Origin of the sequence: Alkalinema sp. FACHB-956, assembly GCF_014697025.1 — a bacterium.
Classification (GTDB): Bacteria; Cyanobacteriota; Cyanobacteriia; order Leptolyngbyales; family Leptolyngbyaceae; genus Alkalinema.
This window is the reverse complement of sequence record NZ_JACJRC010000007.1, coordinates 1-22,704: the sequence shown is the minus strand read 5'-3', so window position 1 is coordinate 22,704 and position 22,704 is coordinate 1. Positions and strand designations below refer to the sequence as shown.

Below are 22,704 nucleotides of genomic sequence, written 5' to 3'. Positions count from 1 at the left end.
CGATCGCCTACGGCTGAAAGTTATCCCCCAGATAATATTGACGAACCAAGGGATTGGCATAAAGTTCCTCAGCGCTCCCCGAGGCCAAAATTTGCCCATCGCGCATGATGTAGGCCCGATCGGTAATTTCTAGGGTTTCCCGCACGTTGTGATCCGTGATCAGAATGCCGATATGGCGATCGCGCAGTTTAGCAATGATGTCTTGAATTTCCGCAACCGCGATCGGATCTACCCCAGCAAACGGTTCATCCAAGAGCAGAAATTTAGGGCCATCGGGGCCAGCCGCCAGAGCGCGGGCTAATTCCGTGCGTCGTCGTTCTCCCCCGGACACCTGGATCCCCAGCGTATTCGCCACTTTCTCCAGCCGAAATTCCTGAATCAGTTCCCAGAGGCGAGCCTCCCGGTTCCGTCCCACATTGGTTTGTTCTAGAACTAGGCGGATATTCTCTTGAACGGTGAGATAACGAAAGATACTGGCTTCCTGGGCCAAATAACCAATGCCTAACCTAGCTCGCTGGTGGATCGGTAACTGAGTAATCTCTGCATCGTTCAGTAGAACTTTGCCGCCATCCGGTTTTTCCAGCCCGGTCGCCATGTAGAACGTCGTCGTTTTTCCGGCTCCATTGGGGCCTAGGAGACCCACCACTTCACCTTGGGCAACGGACAAGTTAACACGGCTGACGATCGACCGTGCGCCATAGGACTTATGGACATTTTCGAGTACTAGCTTCAAGTCTCGCTCCTAAACGGATCGTGCTGTTAAGGGCCGCCACACGTCTCTGATTATGCCCCATATCCCCCCTGAACGAGAGGGTATAGGCACAACTAGCCGACTCAGGCATGGGTTTAGCCATCAATCCGCCACGGGTTACCCCATGCACCCATCCATCTTTAGGAGTTAGGAGACGGTTTGGTTGCGGGCGTCACTGGAGTTGCCTTGGGCGCGGTTGGGAACGGCATTTTTGCAGGTTTGACAGGAGCTGGGTTGACGGGAACCGGAGCCGGAGCCGGAGCCGCATTGGCGGTTTCTGGAACGAGGTAAATGGCTTCGACTTGGCGATTTTGTTCCGGTAATGCAACAAATCGTCCTTCATTGACTAGATACGTCACCGTTTCCCCTCGGAGACTATTTCCTTCTTGCAGGATATACACATCCCCACTAAGGACAATCCGTCCTTCTTTGCTGAAGTACACGGCTTGGGCTGCGGTGGCTTGAATTTTTCGGGCGGGGTAGTTAATCTGCACATTGCCTCGGGCTACGACAACCCCCGTTTTGGCATTCGCTTCGGTCACGTTCGCTTTGAGCTGCATGGCCTGGGGATTTTGCGGGCCACTGCTGGCGGGCGCAGTTTGGGATGCGGCGATCGCATTAGGCAGCACGACTCCTGTGGATAATGTAGCGATCGGCAGGAGGAGCAGTAGGCTAAAACGAGTGGAGATTGAGCGAAGCTTTGACAGCATGGTGGTTTGACGCGATGGCGACGGGTGAGGAAGCGATTGCATAGCAATTTCAGTACAAAGGGATACTAACACAGCCACTGATTCCCTGAGACGCGACGCTTGAGAATAAAGTTTCTCCGGGATAAAGGTGCCAGATGAGGACTTTATATGAGGACTTTGATAATGGATATGGCTGAGTGATCCTATCTTCATTCTTCCCCAAGGGGGGCTACTTTCTGGATGATGGGGCGAGATCGAATGACCTTTTCTTGTAAAGTTTTATCCGTTGTAGCAGGATCGATCGCGGCATCATCCTCTGGAGCCAACAGCACCAGATCTCCAACCCGATCGGCCCCTAGGTTTTGCAAGGTACTCAACAGGTCGCCAGCGTCCTGGGTGAGCTGTTCTAAGTCCAACCCGGCATAGTCCGGTAGATAGCCTTGCAGCCGACTCAGACCTTCTCCCATCAAAATGACTGCACCACGCCAGTTGCCATTGCCGAAGTGGTACAGTCCCACGGCAATCTGCAAGATGCCTTGATAGAACTTTTTGTCCTCTTCTTCCGCCTGAAACCAGATCGCCTCTAAGATATCGTGACAAGCATAGAAATGTCCCTGGTTGAACGCCTCAATCCCTTGCCACAGTTCCGCCGGAAATGCATCCCCCATGGGAAAAACCGCCTCGTGTTGTAATGGATGCAGGATAGATCGCCTGGGAAGATGGCGTCAAATTTAGAAACTAGGTAAAACCCTAAATTAGGTGAAACCCTCGCCAGTATGACAGGAAGCCTCTACAAGTGGTCGATCGAACGCTATCACACCGCGATCGCGGCGGGGGTTTTTGATGATCAGTCGGTGGAATTACTCCAAGGAGATCTGGTTGATATGGCACCGGAAGGAACCGCCCATGCAGCCTTTAGTAGCGATGCCGCAGACTATCTCCGGCGGTTACTCGGCGATCGAGCCCAGATTCGAGATGCCAAACCCGTCACCTTGCCGAATGCGTCTGAACCTCAGCCAGACTTAGCGATCGTCAAACCGTTGGGCTCGGTCTATCGTAGCCACTATCCCTATCCTGAGGATATCTTTTGGGTAATTGAATATGCCCAGTCGACCCTGGCAAAGGATTTGGGGCAAAAGCAACAAATTTACGCAGCAGCGGGCATTCAAGAATACTGGGTGGTCAATCTCCAGGATTTTCATCTGCGGGTCTTTCGAGATCTCCAAACAGAGCAGTACGCCACTGACCTAACGCTGACCCAAGGGACGATCGCGCCTCTAGCCTTTCCTGAGATCGCCGTCGAAGTTCCTCGATTGTTTAGTTAGGACTGCTTTTGGAGCATGAGTAGCGCTGGTGGAGTGAGCATCCCCGGTTCTGCCGTGAATCTATTTGTAATGAATCTATTTGTATTTGCGATAAATCTATAGCTCCGCCTGCAATTGTTGAACCAGCGGCCGATCGGGCTGTACCCAAAGCCCCGGATGGGCAGCAGTTGGCACTTGGCTTGAGGAAGCAGCCTGACTAGACCAGAGGATCCAGCGACTACTGGGGGGTAAGGTACTAACACTCTCCCCATTGGGCGTTAGCCAGATAATCGGGCAATCCGGCAGACTTTCCGCGTAGACCAGTTCATTGGGATTGGTGGCCGCTAGGGTATCCAGAACCGCCCGATCGCCCTGGACTAGCCCCGTGCCTGCGGTCCACAGAGACATCCGCAATTGTTGCCGTTGCCCGTAGAAATAGAGCGAAGCCGCAGCCACCACCGCTTGCTCAAAGTCTTCGGGAGACCACGATCGAGCACTGTCCAAACAAATCACCACTTCCTGCCCAGCGGTAAATAGCTCTAACTCCCGCACCCGTAGTTCGCCATAGCGGGCACTAGTACGCCAGTGGATCAGCCGAATGGGATCCCCCCAACGGTAGGGCCGCAGCGATCGCGTCACACCTTCGTTGGCAGATTGGATCCGTCGATCGCTATTAAACTGAAGGCTCATGTCACGCCCCAGTTGATCGATCATCGGACAGCGTTGTAGGGACAGCACCATCGGATGCACGATCGCCATCGTGGGGCAGGGTTGGGGTCGCCTTGCCCAGAACAACCCCAAGGGAGCACCCGTCAGGAGATCCACAGCCTGCCAGCGATAGATTCCCCGTTGGCTTGTGGGCTGCTCGTAGGTCAGGGTCTGGCTCGATCGGGGGGCTAAGGTTTCCAGAACCTGTGCTTGGATCTGACCTAATGCGGGGGGAATGCGGTCTTCCACCTTAATTAACGTCTTAGGTCGGCGCGTCGTATTACAAACCTCTAGGCGGATCTGCAAGGGTTCCCCTGCGGTCACGGGTTCCATGGCATGGCGATCGACCCGAATTCCTTGCACATTCTGCATAACCAGCCGCACTGCCAATCCTAATAGCGCAAACAGTACGCCACTCATCACATACAGCCAGCCGGAAAGCGTATTTGTTGCAGCGATAAAAAAGAAAATCGCAAGACAGCCGAGTAAACCCCCACTATAGGCGGGCTTTGCCCAACGACGTTCTAGACGATCGAACCATTGCTGACCCAGATACATAGGTTTTGGTTGGCAGGTGGATAAACAGAAAAATTACAAAAATTCACAAACTGCAACATTTAATGCAGATGGCAACAACCTATTCGCAAACTCAACTCTCAAATTCAACATGTAATGTCTAGATTGCGATAGATGCGACTGGAGACATCCCAAAAAAAGCAGAAATTCCACCTCCTAAAATGTCTTGGTTTTAAAGAGCCCAAAATTTTAATGAAATCATTAACCTGAAAGAAATTTGAGCTCAATTAGACTCATCAAACATGAAGAATCCCCATCCATCCTCCGCGATCGCAGGAATTTTTAGGTACATTTTTAGGAAGCCGTTAATATATAGGGAACCGTGACGGTTGAAGTTTTACACCTTAAGCTTTACACCTTAAGTTTTGCAGCCTAGGTTTTGTCGCTTAGGTATCGCCGTGGGTTCAGCCTAGTCGTCGGTTGTACCCGAACTTAACCGTCATACCCATTGGTTATCTTTGTTTCTATGCAAATGCCCAGTCAAGATTTCCTTGTAAGCAGGATTTGAATTGGGTTTCTATCCAACCAGTCTCTTAGTCACTGAGGTTAGGGGCGTATTACTGGAATAGGCTTTCTATGAATCAATTTAACTCTCCGGACAAGCAAAACCAACAGGAATATTCGAGGACTGTCCCCATTCCCCCGCCTCCGCGTGCCCAAGCTGAACCCGTTGCGCCGCCCCCGCCTCCTGTCAATCCCATGGCTCCGCGCACTCGGCCAGCCCCTCCCATGCCAGACCCTGCAACCGTCAAAGCTTCGGCTACGGTGGATACGATCGAGCAGATGGTGCGGGATGCCCATTCCAAAAACGCTTCAGATATTCACATCCGGGTGGGTGAAATGCCCCGCTTCCGCGTGCGGGGACAAATGGTGCAGCAGCGGGAATATTCCGTAGTCACGCCAGAAATTTTTCAACAGTATTTAAACGAAATTCTCAATCCTCGGCAAAGAGAAATCTTTGAGGAGACCCAGGAACTGGATACGGCGATTTATTATCCCGGCTTCCTACGTTGTCGGGTCAACTGCTTTGATAGCTTGACCGGAGGCGCGATCGTGTTCCGGTTGATTCCCTTGGATGTCCCGACGATCGATGGTTTGGGACTGCCCCAGGTGCTGAAGCACTTTATTGCCCAACCCCAAGGATTAATTCTCGTAACCGGGCCAACGGGGTCAGGGAAATCGACGTCGATCGCGGCGATGATCCGTCACCTCAATGAGTCAGATACGCGCCATATTGTGACGATCGAAGACCCGATTGAGTACGTGCACCAGTCTGATAAATGCCTGATCAGCCAACGGGAAGTGGGACTGCACACCAAGGAATTTGCCCACGCGCTGCGAGCCGTGTTGCGGGAAGATCCCGACGTGATTCTGATTGGGGAAATGCGCGATCGTGTTACGGTGGATACCGCGTTGAAGGCGGCTCAAACGGGGCACTTGGTGCTGGGAACCCTGCACACCAAGAGCGCGATCGGAACCCTCAACCGTCTGCTCAACATCTACAACCCAGATGAGCAAGCCTCGATGCGGGTGCAAATCCTGGAATCCTTAATTTCCGTGATTTCCCAGCAACTGCTGCCCACCACGGACGGTCGTCGGACTGCTGTCCACGAAGTTCTGGTGAATACCCCAGCCATGGCCGACTACCTCCTGAAGGGGGATGAAACGGAAGCCTTCCGCCTGATGGAAACCGATGGTTCCGAAGGTATGCAGGTCATGAACCAAGCGCTGTGTGAACTGGTGTTGTTGGGTCGGATCAGCCCCGATGACGCAGTGAAATCCAGTCCCGATGCGGGCGACCTGCGCCGCCGAGTGCGGAACGAAGGGTTCGATCCCGGTCGCGCTTCGACGCGGGATGCCTTTGAAGGCACCAATGCTCGCGATTATCACCCAGTCTAGGGATCAATCTCGTCGGGCTAGGTCGATCGCGTCGATCGACCTAGTATCGCAGTCTAATTTCAACCACTCGCCCTAGGAACCCTGATCCTAAGAACCCTGTAAGTCGCATCTGCTTGATGAGCCTTTGCGATTGACAGGGTTTTGGGCTGGTTGGGCCAGCCTGTAGGGTGTGGGGCCAACTCATCACTTTGGCGGAAAAATCTTAACATTTAGCGTAAATTACCCGGTAGCAAAATGATGGGTTTGGCCATTGGCAGGGGCATCTTAGAGATACCTTGCACCGGGATTGGCAGCTGAGATTGGCTGCAAAGCTCTTGGACAGTCACGATCGTGACTCCGGTCTGGGCTGTCGCCCGTGCATTGACGCCTGCGCTTGCCCCCTAGTTTGCCGAATTTGTTGGAGTCCCTTGTGTTTGATCAGCAAACGATTTTAATCACCGGTGGTACGGGTTCCTTTGGGAAACAGTGTGTCAAAACGCTGTTGGAACGCTATCAGCCGAAGAAAGTGATTGTCTACTCCCGCGACGAACTGAAGCAGTATGAGATGTCACAGGAATTCCCCGATCCGGTGATGCGCTTTTTTATTGGGGATGTGCGGGACGCCGATCGCCTACGCTTGGCGATGCGGGGGGTGGACTATGTGATTCATGCGGCGGCGCTGAAGCAGGTGCCCGCAGCGGAATACAATCCCATGGAATGCATCAAAACCAATATTAACGGCGCGAATAACGTGATTGATGCCGCGCTGGAGAATGACGTTAAAAAAGTCATTGCCCTCTCCACTGACAAGGCTGCTAGTCCCATTAATCTCTATGGTGCGACCAAACTGGCGTCGGATAAGTTATTTGTTGCAGCGAACAACATTGCGGGCGATCGGGTGACGCGGTTTGCGGTGGTTCGCTATGGCAATGTGGTGGGTTCGCGGGGTTCCGTCGTTCCTTTTTTTCAAAAGCTGGTTCATCAAGGTGCGACAGAGATTCCAGTAACGGATCCCCGCATGACCCGTTTTTGGATCACCCTGCCCCAAGGGGTGGATTTAGTGCTCAAGAGCTTTGAACGGATGCAGGGGGGCGAAATTTTCGTCCCGAAGATTCCGTCCATGCGAATTTTGGATTTGGCAGAGGCGATCGCGCCGGGGGTGCCGACCAAGGTGGTGGGGATTCGGCCTGGGGAAAAGCTACACGAGGTCATGTGTCCGGCGGATGACTATCACCTCACCTTGGAATTTGCCGATCACTATGTGATTTGTCCGGCCATTAGCTTTAGTGCCGCTCACGATTTTTCGGTGAATGCGATCGGTGAAACAGGACGGCCCGTGCCGGAAGGATTCCAATACAGTTCAGATAACAACGAGCAATGGCTAACTCCAGCACAACTCTTAGACATTCTCACAGCGTGAGTGCTTACATTCCCTATGGGCGACAAAGCATTTCCGAGCAGGACATTGAGGCGGTGGTTGCGGTGCTGCGCTCCGATTGGCTGACCCAAGGCCCCGCGATCGCGCAGTTTGAACAGGCGGTGGCGAATTACTGCGGCGCGAAGTATGCGATCGCGGTTTCCAATGCCACGGCAGCACTGCACATCGCTTGTTTGGCCTTGGATTTGCAAGCAGGACAACGGTTGTGGACTTCGCCGAATACGTTTGTGGCGTCGGCGAACTGTGGATTGTATTGTGGGGGGACGGTTGACTTTGTGGATATTGATCCGCACACCTATAACCTCAGTGTTGCCGCACTACGGGAAAAATTGGAACAGGCGGCCAAGGGCGATCGCTTACCCCAGGTGGTGGTGCCCGTGCATTTTTCCGGCCAAGCTTGTGCGATGGCAGAGATAGCAGAACTTGCTGACCAATATGGGTTTCAAATCATTGAAGATGCCAGCCATGCCCTCGGCGGACGCTACCAAGGCCAACCGATCGGCAACTGTCAATTTTCAGAAATGACGGTCTTTAGCTTTCACCCAGTCAAAATGATCACGACGGGTGAGGGCGGCATGATTTTAACCAATCGGGCGGATTTAGCAGAAAAGTTGCGGCGACTCCGTTCCCATGGCATTACCCAGGATCCCGATCGGTTACTCCAGGACGCACCTGGAGCTTGGTATTACGAACAGCAGGAACTAGGCTTTAACTACCGCATGACCGATCTGCAAGCGGCGCTGGGATATAGTCAGTTGAAGCGTTTAGAGCAGTTCCTCGATCGGCGGCGGTATTTAGCTCAGCGTTATAGCCAGCAATTACAAGATTTACCAATTACATTCCCCTATCAACATCCAGATACGCACTCTAGCTATCATCTCTATGTGATTCGATTGCAACTAGAGCATCTGCAAAAGTCTCATCGAGAAGTCTTCCAAGCATTGCGCGATCGGGGCATTGGCGTACAACTTCACTATATTCCCGTCCATACCCAGCCCTATTATCAACAGTTAGGCTTTCACTGGGGCGACTTCCCGCAGGCAGAGCAGTATTACCGCGAGGCGATTAGCTTACCAATGCACCAAGGCTTAACGGATGCAATGCAGGATCAGGTCATTCGCATCTTACACGAGGTGTTGCAATGAAAACCGTCATCATTGTACAAGCTCGAATGACTTCAACCCGCTTGCCCGGTAAGGTGTTGAAAACAGTGCTGGGGAAACCGTTACTGGAGTATCAACTGGAGCGACTTCAGCGGGTTTCTCTGGCGGATCAGATCGTGATTGCGACGACGGTCAATGAAACGGATCAGCCGATCGTTGATCTGTGCGATCGCCTCTCCATCCCCACATATCGTGGTTCAGAAGAGGATGTCCTAGCCCGCTACTATGAAGCCGCTACGCAATTTGCCGCAGAGGTCATTGTGCGAGTGACTTCAGATTGCCCGTTGATTGATCCAGAACTGATCGATCGAGTAATTGCCATTTATCAACAAAACGCTCCCAACTTGGACTATATTGTAACCGATGAAGTGAGTTATCCACGGGGAATGGATGTCGAAGTTTTTTCAATGCGGGTTCTAGAAGGAACCTATAAAGAAGCAACCCATCCTACTCATCGAGAACATGTCACACCGTTTATCTACCAACAGCCCTCTCGATATCATATCTATACCGTTATCCAGGATTGCTTACTCGCCCCCTATCGATTAACTGTAGATACTTCAGAAGATTTTGAATTAATTCGCTGCATTTTAGAACACTTGTATTCAGCCAAGCCTCAATTTAATTTACATAGCATCATTGATTTACTTCAGCAAAAGCCAGAATTAGTGGCGATTAATGCTCATGTTAGACAAAAGCCGTTGATGGAGACTGTGGTGTGAAAGTAGCAATTCGTGCAGACGCTTCTGTAGAAATTGGAACAGGGCACATTATGCGCTGTCTGACACTAGCAACAGCATTACAATTCCAGGGATCTGAGGTCTTTTTTATCTGTAAAACACTGTTGGAAAATCTTGAGCATAAAATCAGAAATCAAGGTTTTCAGGTAGTTCGGCTAGGAGGATGCGTAGCCTGGAATCATTCTGTCGATGCACAAGCCACCATTTCAGTAATTCAGCAATACTCAAGCGAAATTGACTGGCTGATTGTTGATCACTATCAAATTGGTCGATCGTGGGAACAACTGATTCGTCCTTATATCAAAAAGATTTTAGTCCTGGATGATTTGGCAGATCGTGATCATGACTGTGACTTACTACTAGATCAAAATCTTGCTGACGATCGCCATGCCCAATACCAATCGCTGTTACCTAGTCACTGTCTCCAACTCTTGGGAATCGACTATCTTTTACTGCGATCGGAGTTTTGGCAAACACGATCTCAAAGACAAAATCACAGACAAAATCGTTGCAATGTCGCCCAGACACTATTAATTACTATGGGCGGCAGCGATCCCAGCAACATGACTTCTCTTGTTATAAAAGCACTGAAATCTATTAATCAATCGCTAGAAGTTAGAGTTGTTATCGGCATTGGTTGTCCATACTGGGAAGACATTCAATTACAAATTAATGCAGCTCCTCAACATACTATAACCTGCCTGCACGACATCTCTAATATGGCATCACAAATGGATTGGGCAGATGTAGCTATCAGTGCAGGTGGTTTTACAGTATATGAGTTAGCCTGCATAGGGGTTCCTTCAATGATTATTGCGACTCATCCTACACAAATTCGGGTCGCTGAAGCGATGCATAATCACGGGATTAACTATTTTTTGGGAGAAGCTTCTGGCTTAACTGTTCCATCCTTAGCAGCGCAAATCACTCAGTTTCTAAGTGATCCACTTCATCTAGGGGCGATGTCAATTCAAGGCCAGCAGTTTATTGATGGATTAGGAGTCACACGAGTAATCGAAAAGATTCACCAACTAACTAGATAAATTGGAGAGTTTTCAATGGAAAGTTTAATGAAAGAACATCAGCATATCTGGAATTCCTGGAATCAGTCAAAAGGGCCTAAGTACCCCCATGAAAAAGTAATTCAATTCGTATTTCGGAATTTTCCGATCGCCGATCGTGCTCAGACCCGCGTCCTAGATCTTGGCTGCGGCAGCGGAGTCCATACCCATTTCCTAGCATCGGAGGGATTTCAAGCCTACGGCTGTGACATCTCTGAGGTTGGGGTCGCCAACACTCGATCGCGGCTGCAGTCTGCTAGTCTTGTGGCAGATTTACAGGTAGCTAGCCTCGACCAACTCAATTACGAGGATGATTTTTTCGATCTAATTATCAGTTGTAGCGTATTTGAAGCTGCTGGATTAGCAACTGTACAAAAAGGCATTAGGGAAATTTATCGAGTTCTTCGATCGGGGGGACTAGGATTTTTTCTGTTTGCTAGCGAGGTTGATTTTAGGATTCAGCAGAACAATACCCTGGGATTACATGGCTTCTCTCAAGTAGAGGTTGAGTCAATTTTCAAACCATTGAATCTTAATTTTTTATACATAGATAGATACATCACAACATTTCAAAATCAGACCTTTCAATCCAATGATTTTCTGATCACCTTGAAAAAGTAAACTTTAACAAGTGGATTTTCAACCAGCAAATATAAACTTCAAAAATCCAATTCATTATTGAGGTAGTATGAATCTAGTAGAACACTATCGCAACCTTTTTCTCCAGTATGGAGATTCACCAGAAGCATCCCAATGGCGCGATCGAGAGACTCAAGAAAATCGTTTTGCAATTCTTACAGAAATTGCTGACCTCCATGACCAAAGCATTCTAGATTTTGGCTGTGGGACAGGACATCTAGCAAACTATTTAAAATCCAGAGAGATTTCCGTTAATTATACTGGTGTGGATATTGTGTCTGAAGTACTTCAGTGTGGCCAGAAAAAATATCCTGAGTTTCGTTTTTGTCAGATGGATGAAATTACCCCCTCAGAGAAATTTGATTATGTTCTGATTAGTGGCGTTTTCAACAATTTGGTTGAAAATAACCGTCTATTTTACCAGTCCACTCTCACAGAATGTTTTTCCCGCGCTCGTAAAGGATTGGCATTTAATTTACTAAGTCATTATGTTGACTACTATGATCAAGGACTTTTTTATGAATATCCTGAGGTCGTTTTTAAGTTCGCTAAGGAGCACCTATCTCCCTACGTGGTCTTACGCAATGACTACCAACTGAAACCAGGTATCATCCCCTTTGAGTTCACAACTTATATCTATCGTCGGTAAGAATGATGCGATGCGTTATTATGCAGCCAACTTATCTTCCTTGGGCAGGTTATTTTAACTTGATGACTCAGGCTGATATATTCATCATTTTGGATGATGTTCAGTTTGAGCGGAGATCCTGGCAAAGTCGGAATCGGATCTTATTAAACGGTCAAGAATGCTGGCTTACCGTTCCTGTTCATTCTCAGTATGGAGTTGAATCTATTTCGACGATTCAATTAGATAATGGACAAAAATGGCGAAAAAAACATATTCAAACAATTAGTCAAGCTTATTCCAAAGCTCCCTATGCTGATTGTTTGATCGGTTTGACAGAAATTCTTCTCAATGAATCATTTAAACTTTTGGTGGATCTCAATGTTCAGATTATTACCTGGATTGCAAATCAACTAAATTTAAATCCTAAAATCATCCGTGCTAGTGAAGTTGGAGTATCTGGAAAACGATCACAGCATCTCTACAACCTGTGTGAAGCTTGTCAATGTGATGAATATTTAAGTCCGATTGGGTCTCAAGAGTATCTTATTGCAGACCGGGTTTTTGAAGCATCATCAACTCGATTGATTTTCCAAGATTATAATCCTCAGCCCTATCCACAATTGAAAACAGCTCATTTTATCAGTCACTTATCCATAGTTGATGTGATTGCTAATTTGGGTTGGGAGCGAGCCTCAGAATATGTGCTCACAGGAAAAACTATGAACCCGTAACACGCCATTCATAAGTCCTTCTGAACAAATGGAATCTGAAATGTCACTAGAAAGAATTTACCTTGGAAGTCGGTCGATCGGATCGCACACCGCGCCGTTTATTATTGCCGAACTCTCGGGCAACCATAACCAATCCCTCGATCGGGCCTTGGAACTCGTCGAAGCAGCAGCAAAATCCGGTGCCCACGCCCTCAAACTCCAGACCTACACTGCGGATACCATGACCCTGGATCTGGCGGAGGGGGAATTCTGGATTCACGACGCCGACAGCCTCTGGCAGGGCAATTCCCTGTACAACCTGTACCAGCAAGCCTACACCCCTTGGGAATGGCACGAGCCAATTTTTCAGCGCTGTCGCGACTTGGGTATGATTGGCTTCAGTTCACCCTTCGACGCCACTGCGGTGGACTTTCTGGAATCGCTTGCTGTACCCTGTTACAAAATTGCCTCCTTTGAAAATATTGATTTACCATTAATTCGCAAAGTCGCCCAAACCGGAAAACCGATGATTATGTCCACGGGCATGGCGACGATCGCGGAATTGGATGAAGCGGTCAGAACGGCGCGGGAGGCGGGTTGTCAGGATTTAATTTTGCTGAAATGTACCAGCACCTATCCCGCCACCCCCGAAAATTCTAATTTGCTCACGATTCCGCACCTGCGGGAGTTATTTAACGTGCAAGTGGGCTTATCGGATCACACCCTGGGCATTGGGGTGGCTGTGGCCAGTGTGGCCCTGGGCGCGACGGTGATTGAAAAACATTTCACCCTGCGACGATCGGACGGTGGCGTCGATGCGGCCTTTTCCATGGAACCGGAGGAGATGGCACAACTCGTCACTGAAACGGAGCGAGCCGCCCTGGCCCTCGGTCAAATCAGCTACGGCCCCACCGCAGCAGAAACCAAGTCCCTCCAGTTTCGTCGATCGCTCTACATCACCCAGGACTTGCAACCCGGAGCGGTCTTAACGCCGGAAAACCTGAGATCGATCCGCCCCGGTTTAGGTCTGCCGCCCAAATACTACGATCAGCTTTTAGGCAAATCCCTTCGTTGCGCAGTCAAGGCTGGAACGCCGATGAATTGGGAACTCTTAGCTTAGAACTCTTAGCTTAGAGGCTTCACAATTACGGCGGTATCACAATTACGGCGGTATCAATTGGCTAGGCAGTAGGGCAAGGAATGTGAATCATGGCTTCGATCGAATGGTTAACAAAACAATTACCTCCTATTGAACGGATTCGGCTCCGCAGCGAACCGGATTATTACGGCATTAGCCATTTGATTGCCCAGGCCGTCGATCGGCCCAAACCACCCCGCAGCTTTGCCCACTGGCTCCATGGTTGGATTTACACCGATCCGATTACCCATCCCCGCGAACTCACCTTTTGGGGGCAGCCGCAAGACACCGTTTTAGTGACCACCCAAGACCAAGTCCAAATCCTTCAGAAATTCGGCTTTCAGCGGGTTTATGCAGCCGGTTTACCCTTCATTTACGGCAACTTACAAGCCGTCGATCGCAAGCCTAACACCCTACTGGTCATGCCTTCCCATTCCTCTGCCTATACGGAACAGCAGGTTGATCAGGAAGACTATGTAAAACATATCTTACAATGGAAAACCGATTTTTCAGATATTGTATTTTGCATCCATGGTTCCTGCATAGAGAAAGGATATTGGATTCCTGTTCTAGATCACTATCAAATTCCTTGGATTACCGGAGCAACTACCGACGATCGCAATGCACTAATTCGGATGAATATTATTTTCCGTAGCTTTGATTGCGTGACTTCCAATGTCATCGGTTCTCACATTGCCTATGCTGCTTATTCTGGTTGTCGGGTGTCGATCGATGGCAAATATGCATCCCCCCAGATGAGCGAATTCCAGCATGATCCTTGGTATCGCTTATATCCAGAACTCTTACAAAAACATCTAGAAATCTTCCACGAAACCCAAATCCGCCAACGCTTTCCTCAGTTTTTTGTCTCACCGATGGAGGCGACCTCCCATGAAGCTTGGGGCAGGCAAACCGTGGGTTCTAACTATCAGAAAACACCGGAGGAATTAGTACTGTTATTGGGTTGGCGACCAAAACAGCAAATATCAGGCTATACTGCGCGGGTTACTAGAAAGATTCGATCGGTGTTTCCTGCAAAACTCGCTAACCGCCATTGACTAATCAATGCTATCAATCCGATTCCCCCTGAAAAAGACGGGGAAGTTAGATTGACATATTTGAGAATTCCCCTGGTTCTATGAAACTGATTAATATTGGCTGCGGCCAAACTTTACACCCAGATTGGATTAATCTCGACTTAGTCCCCAGTTCGTCAGCCGTTCGATCGTTTGATATTCGGCGCGGCTTGCCCTTTGCCGATCGAACCTGTGACGTGTGCTACAGCTCCCACGTTTTGGAACATTTGCAGCCAGCCCAAGCAAGTTTTTTAATTGCTGAAGCCTTTCGAGTACTGAAACCCGGTGGAATTTTGAGAGTCATAGTACCGGATTTAGAACAGATTGCACGGTTATACTTAGCAACGTTAGAACAATCTCTATCTGGTGATTCTCAAGCGATCGCGCAGTATGATTGGATGCTTTTGGAACTATTAGACCAAATGACCCGGACCCATGGCGGGGGAGAGATGGGACAGTATCTCGATCGACTCAATGCTCCCAATGCAGACTTAACCCTAGACTTTGTGCGATCGCGCATGGGCGCAGAAATCGATAACTATTATCAAGCAAAACAACTAACTCGATGGCAAAAAATTAAATCTAAACGACCTGCTTGGTATCTTCAAAAAATTCGGATCAAAATTGCTGAATTGTTCGTCTTACTCATTGCCGGAAAGCAGGCTCAGAAAGGTTTCCAGGAAGGTCTCTTTCGTAATTCCGGAGAACTTCACCGCTGGATGTACGATCGCTTTTCCCTTCAGCAATTACTCAGCCAAACGGGATTTATAGAAATTCAGGTCTGTCAGGCAACGGAAAGTCGGATTCCTAACTTTAATGACTTTGGGCTAGACATTCTGCAAGGACAGATCCGCAAACCCGATTCATTGTTTATGGAGGCGGTCAAACCATGAAACCGCTCTTGCTCAGCACGTACGACATCACCGGAGGCGCAGCACGGGCGGCCTATCGCTTACACCAGGGTTTGCAGGAAATCGGCTTAGCCTCCCAAATGCTGGTACAAAACAAAGCCAGTGACGATCGAACCGTGATTGCCCCCCGCAGCAAAGTGCAGAAAACTATTGCCTTCCTGCGGCCTGGGATTGATGGCTTGCCCCTAGGGTTCTACCGGCAACGGCAGATCGATCGCTATTCCCCCGCTTGGTTACCGGAACCTCTCAACCAGCAAATTACCGCCCTTCAACCGGATATTGTCAATCTCCATTGGGTGGGCAGTGGCTTCCTGCGGCTGGAAACGTTGCGTAAACTCCGGCTACCGATCGTCTGGACGATGCACGATATGTGGGCCTTCACCGGCGGTTGTCACTACAGCGATGGCTGCGATCGCTACGAGCAGACCTGTGGTGCTTGCCCAAAGCTTAGTAGCTCCAAAAAACGAGATCTCTCCCATTGGATTTGGCAGCGGAAGCAGCGGGCTTGGCAACGACTCAATCTAACGGTCGTGACGCCCAGCCGCTGGTTAGCCCAATGCGCTGCCCAAAGTTCTTTGCTTAAGAATTCCCGCATTACCGTGATTCCCTATGGCCTCGATTTACAACGGTATCGCCCCTACGATCGCGTTGATGATCGCGCCCTCGTTCGCCAAATCTTGAATTTACCGTTGGATGTACCATTAATTCTCTTTGGTGCGGCGGATGCGACCCGCGATCGACGTAAAGGGTTCCATGTATTGCAAGCTGCGTTGCAAAGTTTGAGCCAACAATCGTGGCCCCAACGGCCTGAACTGGTGATTTTTGGTGCATCACGGCCCGAAGTTCCGCCGGATTTGGGCTTTCCCACCCACTACTTAGGCACCTTGGGCGATGAAATTTCCCTCTCCCTGGCCTATGCCGCAGCGGACGTGTTTGTCGCACCGTCCCTGGAAGATAATTTGCCCAATACGGTCTTAGAAGCCCTCGCCTGTGGTACCCCCTGCGTGGCTTTCAAAATTGGTGGGATGCCGGATATGATTATTCCCGGTGAAACGGGATATCTGGCCCAACCCTATCGCGTCCAGGACTTAGCCCAGGGGATTCGTTGGGTGCTGATGACCGATCAACCGTTGCGGCCCCAAGCCCGTGCCCATGCTGAAAAATCCTTCGCCCTGACCCAGCAAGCCCAGCGCTACCAGAAGCTGTTTCAAGAACTTTTGTCCTAATTCCAGGGAAAGGGGAAATGGGGCTTACAATAGATCCCGGTTCACCCTGACTTGAGTCGCGATCGTCCCTATGTCCTACATTCCTCTGCACCATAAATATCGCCCTCAAACCTTTGCGCAATTGGTGGGACAGGAAGCGATCGCGACCACCCTCAGCAACGCCCTGACCCAAAAACGCATTGCTCCGGCCTACCTGTTCACGGGCGCACGGGGAACCGGAAAAACCTCCAGTGCGCGCATTTTGGCCAAGTCCCTCAACTGCATTGCAGGCTCAGAACCGACGCCCCACCCCTGCGGCCAATGTGAAACCTGTCGCGAAATCACGCAAGGGTCTGCCTTAGATGTGATCGAAATCGACGCGGCCAGCAATACAGGGGTTGATAACATTCGTGAACTGATTGAACGGGCACAATTTGCTCCAGTGCGTTGCCGTTATAAGGTCTATGTCATTGACGAGGTGCATATGCTCAGCAATGCAGCCTTTAATGCGTTGCTGAAAACGTTGGAAGAACCGCCGGAACGGGTCGTTTTTGTCTTGGCAACCACCGATCCCCAAAGGGTTTTGCCGACGATTATTTCCCGGTGCCAGCGCTTCGATTTTCGGCGCATTCCCCTGGAAGCGATGGTGCAACACTTGGGGCAAATTGCCCAACAGGAGCAGATCGCGATCGCCCCCGATGCGGTGCAACTGGTGGCTCAGATTTCCCAGGGCGGGATGCGGGATGCCGAAAGTTTGCTGGATCAGCTCAGCTTGCTCGCAGGCGAAGTCACCGTCGAAAAAGTTTGGGATCTGGTGGGGGCGGTACCGGAGCGGGATTTGATGGCGTTGGTGCAGGCGATCGCGACGGATGATCCCGAAACCATGCTCGATCACACCCGTCGCCTAATGGATCGGGGTCGCGAGCCGTTAATTGTGCTGCAAAATTTAGCCAGTTTCTACCGGGATTTACTCATCGCCAAAACGGCCCCCCAGCGCAATGATCTAGTGGCCATCACGCCCCCCACTTGGGCGGAAATGACCGCCTTTGTACAATCGGTGGACATTGGCTGGTTACTGGCCGGACAGCAACATCTACGCAGCGCCGAAGTCCAAATTAAAAACACGACCCAACCCCGGCTCTGGCTAGAAGTGACCCTGATGGGCCTGTTGCCTTCAGCGATCGCGACTTCCAGCATTGCGACCCAAACCTCTGCGGTGCAGCAGGGAGTCCGATCGGTCGCGCCCCAGCCCTCCGCCAAAACCGCGCCCAAACCCAGCCCTCAACCCACAGCCGCTCCGACGCCCCCGCGATCGACAGTGGCTCCCACAGCAGTTCCCCCTAACACACCGACTCCAGAACCGCCCCCTGCCGTCTCAGCGATCGATCCCTCTCCAGCACCTGCCCCATCAGCCCACCAGTCGGCTGCACACTCAGATTCGTCAGCTGATTCGTCAGCTAGTCAGCCACTCACAAACCCCGATCTAGAAACGCTGTGGCAGCAAATTCTGGGGCACATTGATTCGGCTCCGGCCTTGGGGATGATTCGGCCCAACTGCCAACTGCTGAAATTCGATGGCCAAGAAATTACGATCGGCGTTGTCAAAACCATGCTGGCGATCGTCAAAAAACAATCCCCCGCTCTGGGCAAAGCCTGTGCTAAAGCCTGTAAAGCCAATGTCAAGCTGGTTTGGGTCGCCGTGGATGGCAAATTAATGTCTTCCCCCCCAGGGATGCCCCAGGATTCCGGCGCACCCAGCCAACCCCGATCTCCAGGCTTTTCAGCCCCGTCTGCCCCCGCGATCGCACCTCCCCCGCGATCGCAGCCAGCCAGCCCCCAAGCAGCTCCAGCCCCCCGCATCCCTAGCTCTGCCCCAGTCCCAGCGGACAGAACGGCTCCATCCAGCGGAACCGCGCCCATTGGAGATCTGCCCTCAGCTGCGGGAACCGGCTATGACTTAGATGAATTGAGCCGCGCTACTAAAAGTTTGGCCGAAGCTTTCAATGGCCAGGTTGTCAATCTTGAAGATGAGGTAGAGGAGCCAGAAACTCAGACGCCTCCGGATCAAATCAGCCAAGATCCTAGGCAATCAGCACCTATGCCGACTGTGATGCCTGTTATGCCAACAGTAACCACGCCAACGGTGGCCGAGATCTTGGCTGAGGATGGAGAGAGTTCGGAGGACGACGATGATGTGCCTTTCTAGGGATCTCAGCGCAGGAGGAGATCCCGCGATTTTGATTCGAGGAATCCGTTACTTCGAGGGAGCTGTGTGGCTAAATCTCTTCGTCATCTAAGCTGCCTACCACGATCGCGCAAAAGGCGAACCCCGCCACCAAGGGGATCGGAGCCGCGATCGCGCAACTGAGGACTAACGAGACCACAAAAACGCTGGTTGCCAAGATGCACCAAAATCGTTCATCGGCGCTCAGACCCTTTTCCGCTTTGATAGCTTGTAAGACCTGCTGGGGAATCGGCACAGGCATGACGGCATTCGGCGGAAAGGCCCAATAACGGGAGCGATCGCGAAACCAATCACTCCAGCCATTTTCCAAACACCAGTCGGCGATCCACTGTTCGCAATAGTGATTCATAGCGCAATTGTCTGAGCCTTAGAAAAGTGGATAAAGCAACCCTGCGTGGCAACTGCCACACCAATTAGAACGCCATCAAGTAACCCTTCATTAGCCTAGCTATGCGGCTGGGAACAGAGCCTCATCAGCCCATTCGTCTCTCCCAATCCATCCTATAACTCGCGAATTTGGTTACCTAAGAATGTGACTAATTAATTCGATGCTTTGATTTAAATCTATTATTGCAAGAGAGTAGCAAAGGACAAGCCCTCTCCACAACCAAATATATTAAAGTTTACGTATCTATACGGAAACCATTGCGATATGTCACTAAAGTCAGGTAGCTGGTAAACCAGGCTGGGCAAGCATCACCTGTAAGTTTATTGCCCAACCGCAACTCATTAAGTCATCCATTGCGCCATCTCAGAGAAAATCGAGGAAGCCGTGGCGATCGACCCGACTATTTTGCCGTCACTGGGAATAATTCGAGGCGGTAGCGATAGAGGGCAACGGGGGTTTCCCGAGCACGAAAATATTGGGGATCCTGGGGAGAGAGATAAATCGCTGTAAACTGATCCGCCACGATCGTTGGAGTCTCTGGGATCGCGGCTGAAGGCTGAAGGCGATAGTCTGTGGTGGTTTCCACTTGATTGAGGTAGGGAGAGGAACTACCGCGAAAAATTTGCTGAAAGAGTTCTGTCGTAATGAATTCTTCAGAATTGGGTTGCTCGGTATTGCGGCCCGTGATGCGGGAAATTAAGTCCCGATCGCCCTGTAACAGCGTGCGTTGTTCATTGGGAGATTTGGGGTTGACCGTCACTGATTTCACAAAGTTATCTCCCAGATAAGCCCGAGCAATATTTAATCCATTAAAGGCCCGATCGACCACAATTTGATTTGCCGTTGATGGAATTGGGCCGGTTGTCTTGATCACTGATTGCTCAACAAACCGCACATCAAATTCGATCGGTTGATTGAGCGACGCCCGGTTCCCTTCAAACCCCGGCGTCACAATGTCCGGCGCGAGGGGCGCAGCTAAGTCCACCAGCGTACTTTTGACATGCCACGTTCCAGCGATCCACTGGGGAAAGGCAATTTCCCGATCGGGGGCTTGAACGGTGGGCAAGTGCTGCCATTGGGGAAAGGTTACCACCCGATCGCTCAAGCTTTCCGCCAACGCACGATCGACCCAGCCCAAGCTAGCTATCACAATCAGGACTCCAATCACAATGTGCTTCATGGCAGTTCTACAATTTAAAACAACACAATTTTAATCGTAGGCGATCTATCCATACAAATCACTGAAAGCCATATTAAAAGAAAATTTCAAAAATAATTTATCGTGACTCGAGTAACCCGTTATAGACTCATTAGAAGTTAGTGGAAATTGCTTGAACGGGACAGGTCGGAATACATTGTTCACAGACAATACAACGCGATCGCGTAAAGGTTAACAAATAGGTTTGTGAATCTAACGTTAACGCTTCGGTCGGACACACCCCCGTACACAAACCACAGTGAACACAGGCATCCTCATCGATCGTGATTTCCTTGCTCGCAAAGGAAACGGTAATCTCCTGTGTGCGCATCCAGTCGATCGCGGCATCCAGGGCATCAATATCTCCAGATAGCTCCACGACCAACTTGCCCACCTGGTTCGGAGCCACCTGCGCCCGAATAATATTAGCGGCAACGTTGAAATCCTTCGCCAGACGATAGGTAACTGGCATCTGAACATAACGACGAGGGAACGTAAGGGTGACTCGTTTTTTCACAGTAGTTTTGGATAGGTCGGCGGGGTCAGACCTGACTGGAGTCAGTTGTCTCTATTGTAGAAACAGAACGTAGAAATAAAACGCTGGGGCAACCCGGAGCGACGAGATTCTTCCACAACCACGATCTCCATTTTGGGATAAACCGGGCGATGCTTTCCGTCGTCAGCTAAACTGGGCAATGGAAAGGCTTAGCGCAAACTCTGGAAGGATTATGACTAGTACACCCTCTGAAACCAACACCGGGAGCAAACTACGCAATATTATAGTTGCGATCGTAGCGATCGTCCTCTCGACCCTGGTCGCTCTGGGATTACGATCGAATACCACCCCAGCTTCCCTCGATGGCATGGCCAAAACCGCAATTTCCTACGAAGTTGCCTTGAGTAATCACAAACCAACGCTGGTGGAATTCTATGCCAATTGGTGCACAAGTTGTCAGGCCATGGCCGGGGATTTGCAAGCATTAAAAACGGAATACGGCGATCGCGTCAACTTTGTCATGCTGAACGTAGATAACGACAAGTGGCTGCCGGAAATCGTTCACTATAAAGTCGATGGCATTCCCCATTTTGTTTACCTCAGTGATCAAGGGGATGCCGTTGCTGAGGCGATCGGCGAGCAACCCAAGGGTGTGATGGAAGCTAACCTCGTCGCATTATCAGAAGGTCAGCCGCTGCCCTACCTGCAAGCTGGCATTGGTCAGACTAGTGACTATAAACCACCCGCTGCGGCTACAAAATCGACTCAGGACGATCCCCGCAGCCACGGCGCACAGGTCAAAAATTCCTAGATCCAACATAGCCCTATACCAACTCTTCGATAGCAAAGACTTTCCCAAAAAGACAACGAAGGTCATCGGACATGGTATGGGGCGAACAATATGGATCTAGCAATATGTAACCATCTAGCAACATGCAACCATCTAGCAATACACAACCACCTGACAGTATGTAAACAACGTTAAAACTAACGGTTAAACCAACAGTGCAAATAATTCAACCAATAAGTTTAAGTAACAGTAAAACTATCAATTTAAACCATAGATCTACTGGTTCAGCAACTCCGTGACGCAATCCATCCGCTGATTCAGGATTACTGTGGCATGATGCGAGGGCTAATCGTTCTCGGCAAACCCGGTGCAGGCAAAACCACCTTTCTCAAATATCTGGCCATACGTGGAAAAACTCCTGGCCATGGGACGCGCATTAGTGCTCTTGGATGGGCTCGATGAAGTGCAGGAAAAGGAGTACACTTTTGAACGCTTTACAGAAGTCGAAATCGCCGATTTTGACCATGACCAAATCACCACCTTTGTTGAAAACTGGTTCCGAGCCAAGGAGGATCTCCCCAAAGCGACTCGATTTATTCAACGACTAGAGGAGAGCGAACCTATTTGGGAACTGGCGAGTAGTCCGCTCCTCTTAACCCTGCTGTGCTTAGTGTTTGGGGAATAAGGCGACTTTCCGAGCCGACGGGCAGACCTCTACGAAGAAGGGGTTCGGATCCTCCTCAAGAAATGGGATGCAAAGCGAAATATTCAACGCGATCAAATCTATAAGAAACTCGATGTGCAGCGGCGGGAGGATCTCCTCAGTTACGTGGCCTTTCAAACCTTGCGGTGGACCCAAGTGTTTGGACAAGATCTAATGAAAGTTAAGCTCTAAGTGTAACGTGAGCTCAGCTAGCTCATAGATCAAAAGAGATCGATCTAACCAATGCTTCAGTTAATCAAACTCATTGT

22 protein-coding genes and 1 pseudogene are annotated in these 22,704 nt (G+C 50.2%); 16 read left to right on the top strand and 7 right to left on the bottom strand.

All coding sequences use genetic code 11. The features are described from left to right. Nucleotides 1-7: 7 nt before the first annotated feature. The 3 genes from lptB to H6G21_RS09990 all read right to left on the bottom strand — a co-directional run bounded on the left by lptB (nucleotide 8) and on the right by H6G21_RS09990 (nucleotide 2,108). Nucleotides 8-733, bottom strand: coding sequence for an LPS export ABC transporter ATP-binding protein (lptB, locus tag H6G21_RS10000; RefSeq protein ID WP_190573265.1), 726 nt, complete (start codon nucleotides 731-733; stop codon nucleotides 8-10). Between the two features lie 158 nt (nucleotides 734-891). Further along, entirely contained in the window at nucleotides 892-1,461 is a 570-nt protein-coding gene (locus H6G21_RS09995) for an LptA/OstA family protein (protein WP_190573264.1), read from the bottom strand. A gap of 188 nt (nucleotides 1,462-1,649) precedes the next feature. Continuing rightward, on the bottom strand, nucleotides 1,650-2,108 hold the full coding sequence (locus tag H6G21_RS09990) for a DUF309 domain-containing protein (RefSeq protein ID WP_190573263.1): 459 nt from the start codon (nucleotides 2,106-2,108) through the stop codon (nucleotides 1,650-1,652). A 108-nt stretch (nucleotides 2,109-2,216) separates the two neighbouring features. Here H6G21_RS09990 and H6G21_RS09985 point away from each other — a divergent pair, with 108 nt between their 5' ends. Continuing rightward, nucleotides 2,217-2,765, top strand: coding sequence for a Uma2 family endonuclease (locus H6G21_RS09985; protein WP_190573262.1), 549 nt, complete (start codon nucleotides 2,217-2,219; stop codon nucleotides 2,763-2,765). A gap of 96 nt (nucleotides 2,766-2,861) precedes the next feature. Here H6G21_RS09985 and H6G21_RS09980 read toward each other — a convergent pair whose 3' ends face one another. Next, on the bottom strand, nucleotides 2,862-4,010 hold the full coding sequence (locus tag H6G21_RS09980; protein WP_190573261.1) for a DUF58 domain-containing protein: 1,149 nt from the start codon (nucleotides 4,008-4,010) through the stop codon (nucleotides 2,862-2,864). A 747-nt stretch (nucleotides 4,011-4,757) separates the two neighbouring features. On the opposite strand from H6G21_RS09980, the gene H6G21_RS09975 reads away from it, so the two are divergent. The 13 genes from H6G21_RS09975 to H6G21_RS09915 all read left to right on the top strand — a co-directional run bounded on the left by H6G21_RS09975 (nucleotide 4,758) and on the right by H6G21_RS09915 (nucleotide 18,821). Next, entirely contained in the window at nucleotides 4,758-5,927 is a 1,170-nt protein-coding gene (locus H6G21_RS09975; RefSeq protein ID WP_347278005.1) for a type IV pilus twitching motility protein PilT, read from the top strand. Nucleotides 5,928-6,336: 409 nt separating this feature from the next. Then, a complete protein-coding gene (gene pseB, locus H6G21_RS09970; protein ID WP_190573259.1) occupies nucleotides 6,337-7,326 on the top strand; it encodes a UDP-N-acetylglucosamine 4,6-dehydratase (inverting) in 990 nt (329 codons plus the stop codon). Beyond that, a complete protein-coding gene (pseC, locus tag H6G21_RS09965; protein ID WP_190573258.1) occupies nucleotides 7,323-8,489 on the top strand; it encodes a UDP-4-amino-4,6-dideoxy-N-acetyl-beta-L-altrosamine transaminase in 1,167 nt (388 codons plus the stop codon). Before pseB ends, pseC begins: the two co-directional genes overlap by 4 nt. Continuing rightward, complete coding sequence (locus tag H6G21_RS09960; protein ID WP_190573257.1) at nucleotides 8,486-9,229, top strand: glycosyltransferase family protein; 744 nt, start codon at nucleotides 8,486-8,488, stop codon at nucleotides 9,227-9,229. Before pseC ends, H6G21_RS09960 begins: the two co-directional genes overlap by 4 nt. After that, on the top strand, nucleotides 9,226-10,290 hold the full coding sequence (pseG, locus tag H6G21_RS09955) for a UDP-2,4-diacetamido-2,4,6-trideoxy-beta-L-altropyranose hydrolase (RefSeq protein WP_190573256.1): 1,065 nt from the start codon (nucleotides 9,226-9,228) through the stop codon (nucleotides 10,288-10,290). Before H6G21_RS09960 ends, pseG begins: the two co-directional genes overlap by 4 nt. A gap of 27 nt (nucleotides 10,291-10,317) precedes the next feature. After that, complete coding sequence (locus H6G21_RS09950; RefSeq protein WP_190573255.1) at nucleotides 10,318-10,929, top strand: class I SAM-dependent methyltransferase; 612 nt, start codon at nucleotides 10,318-10,320, stop codon at nucleotides 10,927-10,929. Nucleotides 10,930-10,996: 67 nt separating this feature from the next. Further along, nucleotides 10,997-11,596 carry a class I SAM-dependent methyltransferase gene (locus tag H6G21_RS09945; protein WP_190573254.1) on the top strand — a complete coding sequence of 200 codons (600 nt, stop codon included), beginning with the start codon at nucleotides 10,997-10,999 and terminating at the stop codon, nucleotides 11,594-11,596. Nucleotides 11,597-11,616: 20 nt separating this feature from the next. Beyond that, entirely contained in the window at nucleotides 11,617-12,306 is a 690-nt protein-coding gene (locus H6G21_RS09940; RefSeq protein ID WP_190573253.1) for a WbqC family protein, read from the top strand. Between the two features lie 40 nt (nucleotides 12,307-12,346). Beyond that, nucleotides 12,347-13,405 carry a pseudaminic acid synthase gene (pseI, locus tag H6G21_RS09935; RefSeq protein ID WP_190573252.1) on the top strand — a complete coding sequence of 353 codons (1,059 nt, stop codon included), beginning with the start codon at nucleotides 12,347-12,349 and terminating at the stop codon, nucleotides 13,403-13,405. A gap of 89 nt (nucleotides 13,406-13,494) precedes the next feature. Then, nucleotides 13,495-14,481 carry a hypothetical protein gene (locus H6G21_RS09930; RefSeq protein WP_190573251.1) on the top strand — a complete coding sequence of 329 codons (987 nt, stop codon included), beginning with the start codon at nucleotides 13,495-13,497 and terminating at the stop codon, nucleotides 14,479-14,481. 80 nt (nucleotides 14,482-14,561) lie between these two features. Next, the gene (locus H6G21_RS09925) at nucleotides 14,562-15,392 is read left to right on the top strand and encodes a methyltransferase domain-containing protein (RefSeq protein ID WP_190573250.1); all 831 of its coding nucleotides are present in this window, start codon (nucleotides 14,562-14,564) and stop codon (nucleotides 15,390-15,392) included. Then, nucleotides 15,389-16,636: a glycosyltransferase family 4 protein gene (locus tag H6G21_RS09920; RefSeq protein ID WP_190573249.1), complete on the top strand. Its 1,248-nt coding sequence runs from the start codon at nucleotides 15,389-15,391 to the stop codon at nucleotides 16,634-16,636. Before H6G21_RS09925 ends, H6G21_RS09920 begins: the two co-directional genes overlap by 4 nt. 70 nt (nucleotides 16,637-16,706) lie before the next feature. Then, entirely contained in the window at nucleotides 16,707-18,821 is a 2,115-nt protein-coding gene (locus H6G21_RS09915; protein ID WP_190573248.1) for a DNA polymerase III subunit gamma/tau, read from the top strand. A 70-nt stretch (nucleotides 18,822-18,891) separates the two neighbouring features. Here H6G21_RS09915 and H6G21_RS09910 read toward each other — a convergent pair whose 3' ends face one another. From H6G21_RS09910 to H6G21_RS09900, 3 genes are all read right to left on the bottom strand, one after another. Next, a complete protein-coding gene (locus H6G21_RS09910) occupies nucleotides 18,892-19,209 on the bottom strand; it encodes a hypothetical protein (RefSeq protein WP_190573247.1) in 318 nt (105 codons plus the stop codon). Nucleotides 19,210-19,648: 439 nt separating this feature from the next. Beyond that, the gene (locus tag H6G21_RS09905) at nucleotides 19,649-20,428 is read right to left on the bottom strand and encodes a DUF6816 family protein (protein ID WP_190573246.1); all 780 of its coding nucleotides are present in this window, start codon (nucleotides 20,426-20,428) and stop codon (nucleotides 19,649-19,651) included. Nucleotides 20,429-20,558: 130 nt separating this feature from the next. After that, complete coding sequence (locus H6G21_RS09900; RefSeq protein ID WP_190573245.1) at nucleotides 20,559-20,963, bottom strand: NIL domain-containing protein; 405 nt, start codon at nucleotides 20,961-20,963, stop codon at nucleotides 20,559-20,561. Nucleotides 20,964-21,174: 211 nt separating this feature from the next. Between H6G21_RS09900 and H6G21_RS09895 the strand changes: the two genes are divergently transcribed. Both H6G21_RS09895 and H6G21_RS26190 read left to right on the top strand, forming a co-directional pair. Continuing rightward, nucleotides 21,175-21,753, top strand: a complete 579-nt coding sequence (locus H6G21_RS09895) for a thioredoxin family protein (protein ID WP_190573244.1) — start codon at nucleotides 21,175-21,177, stop codon at nucleotides 21,751-21,753. A 342-nt stretch (nucleotides 21,754-22,095) separates the two neighbouring features. Next, a pseudogene (locus H6G21_RS26190) lies at nucleotides 22,096-22,576 on the top strand (signal transduction protein); the annotation flags it as partial. Nucleotides 22,577-22,704: the final 128 nt, after the last annotated feature.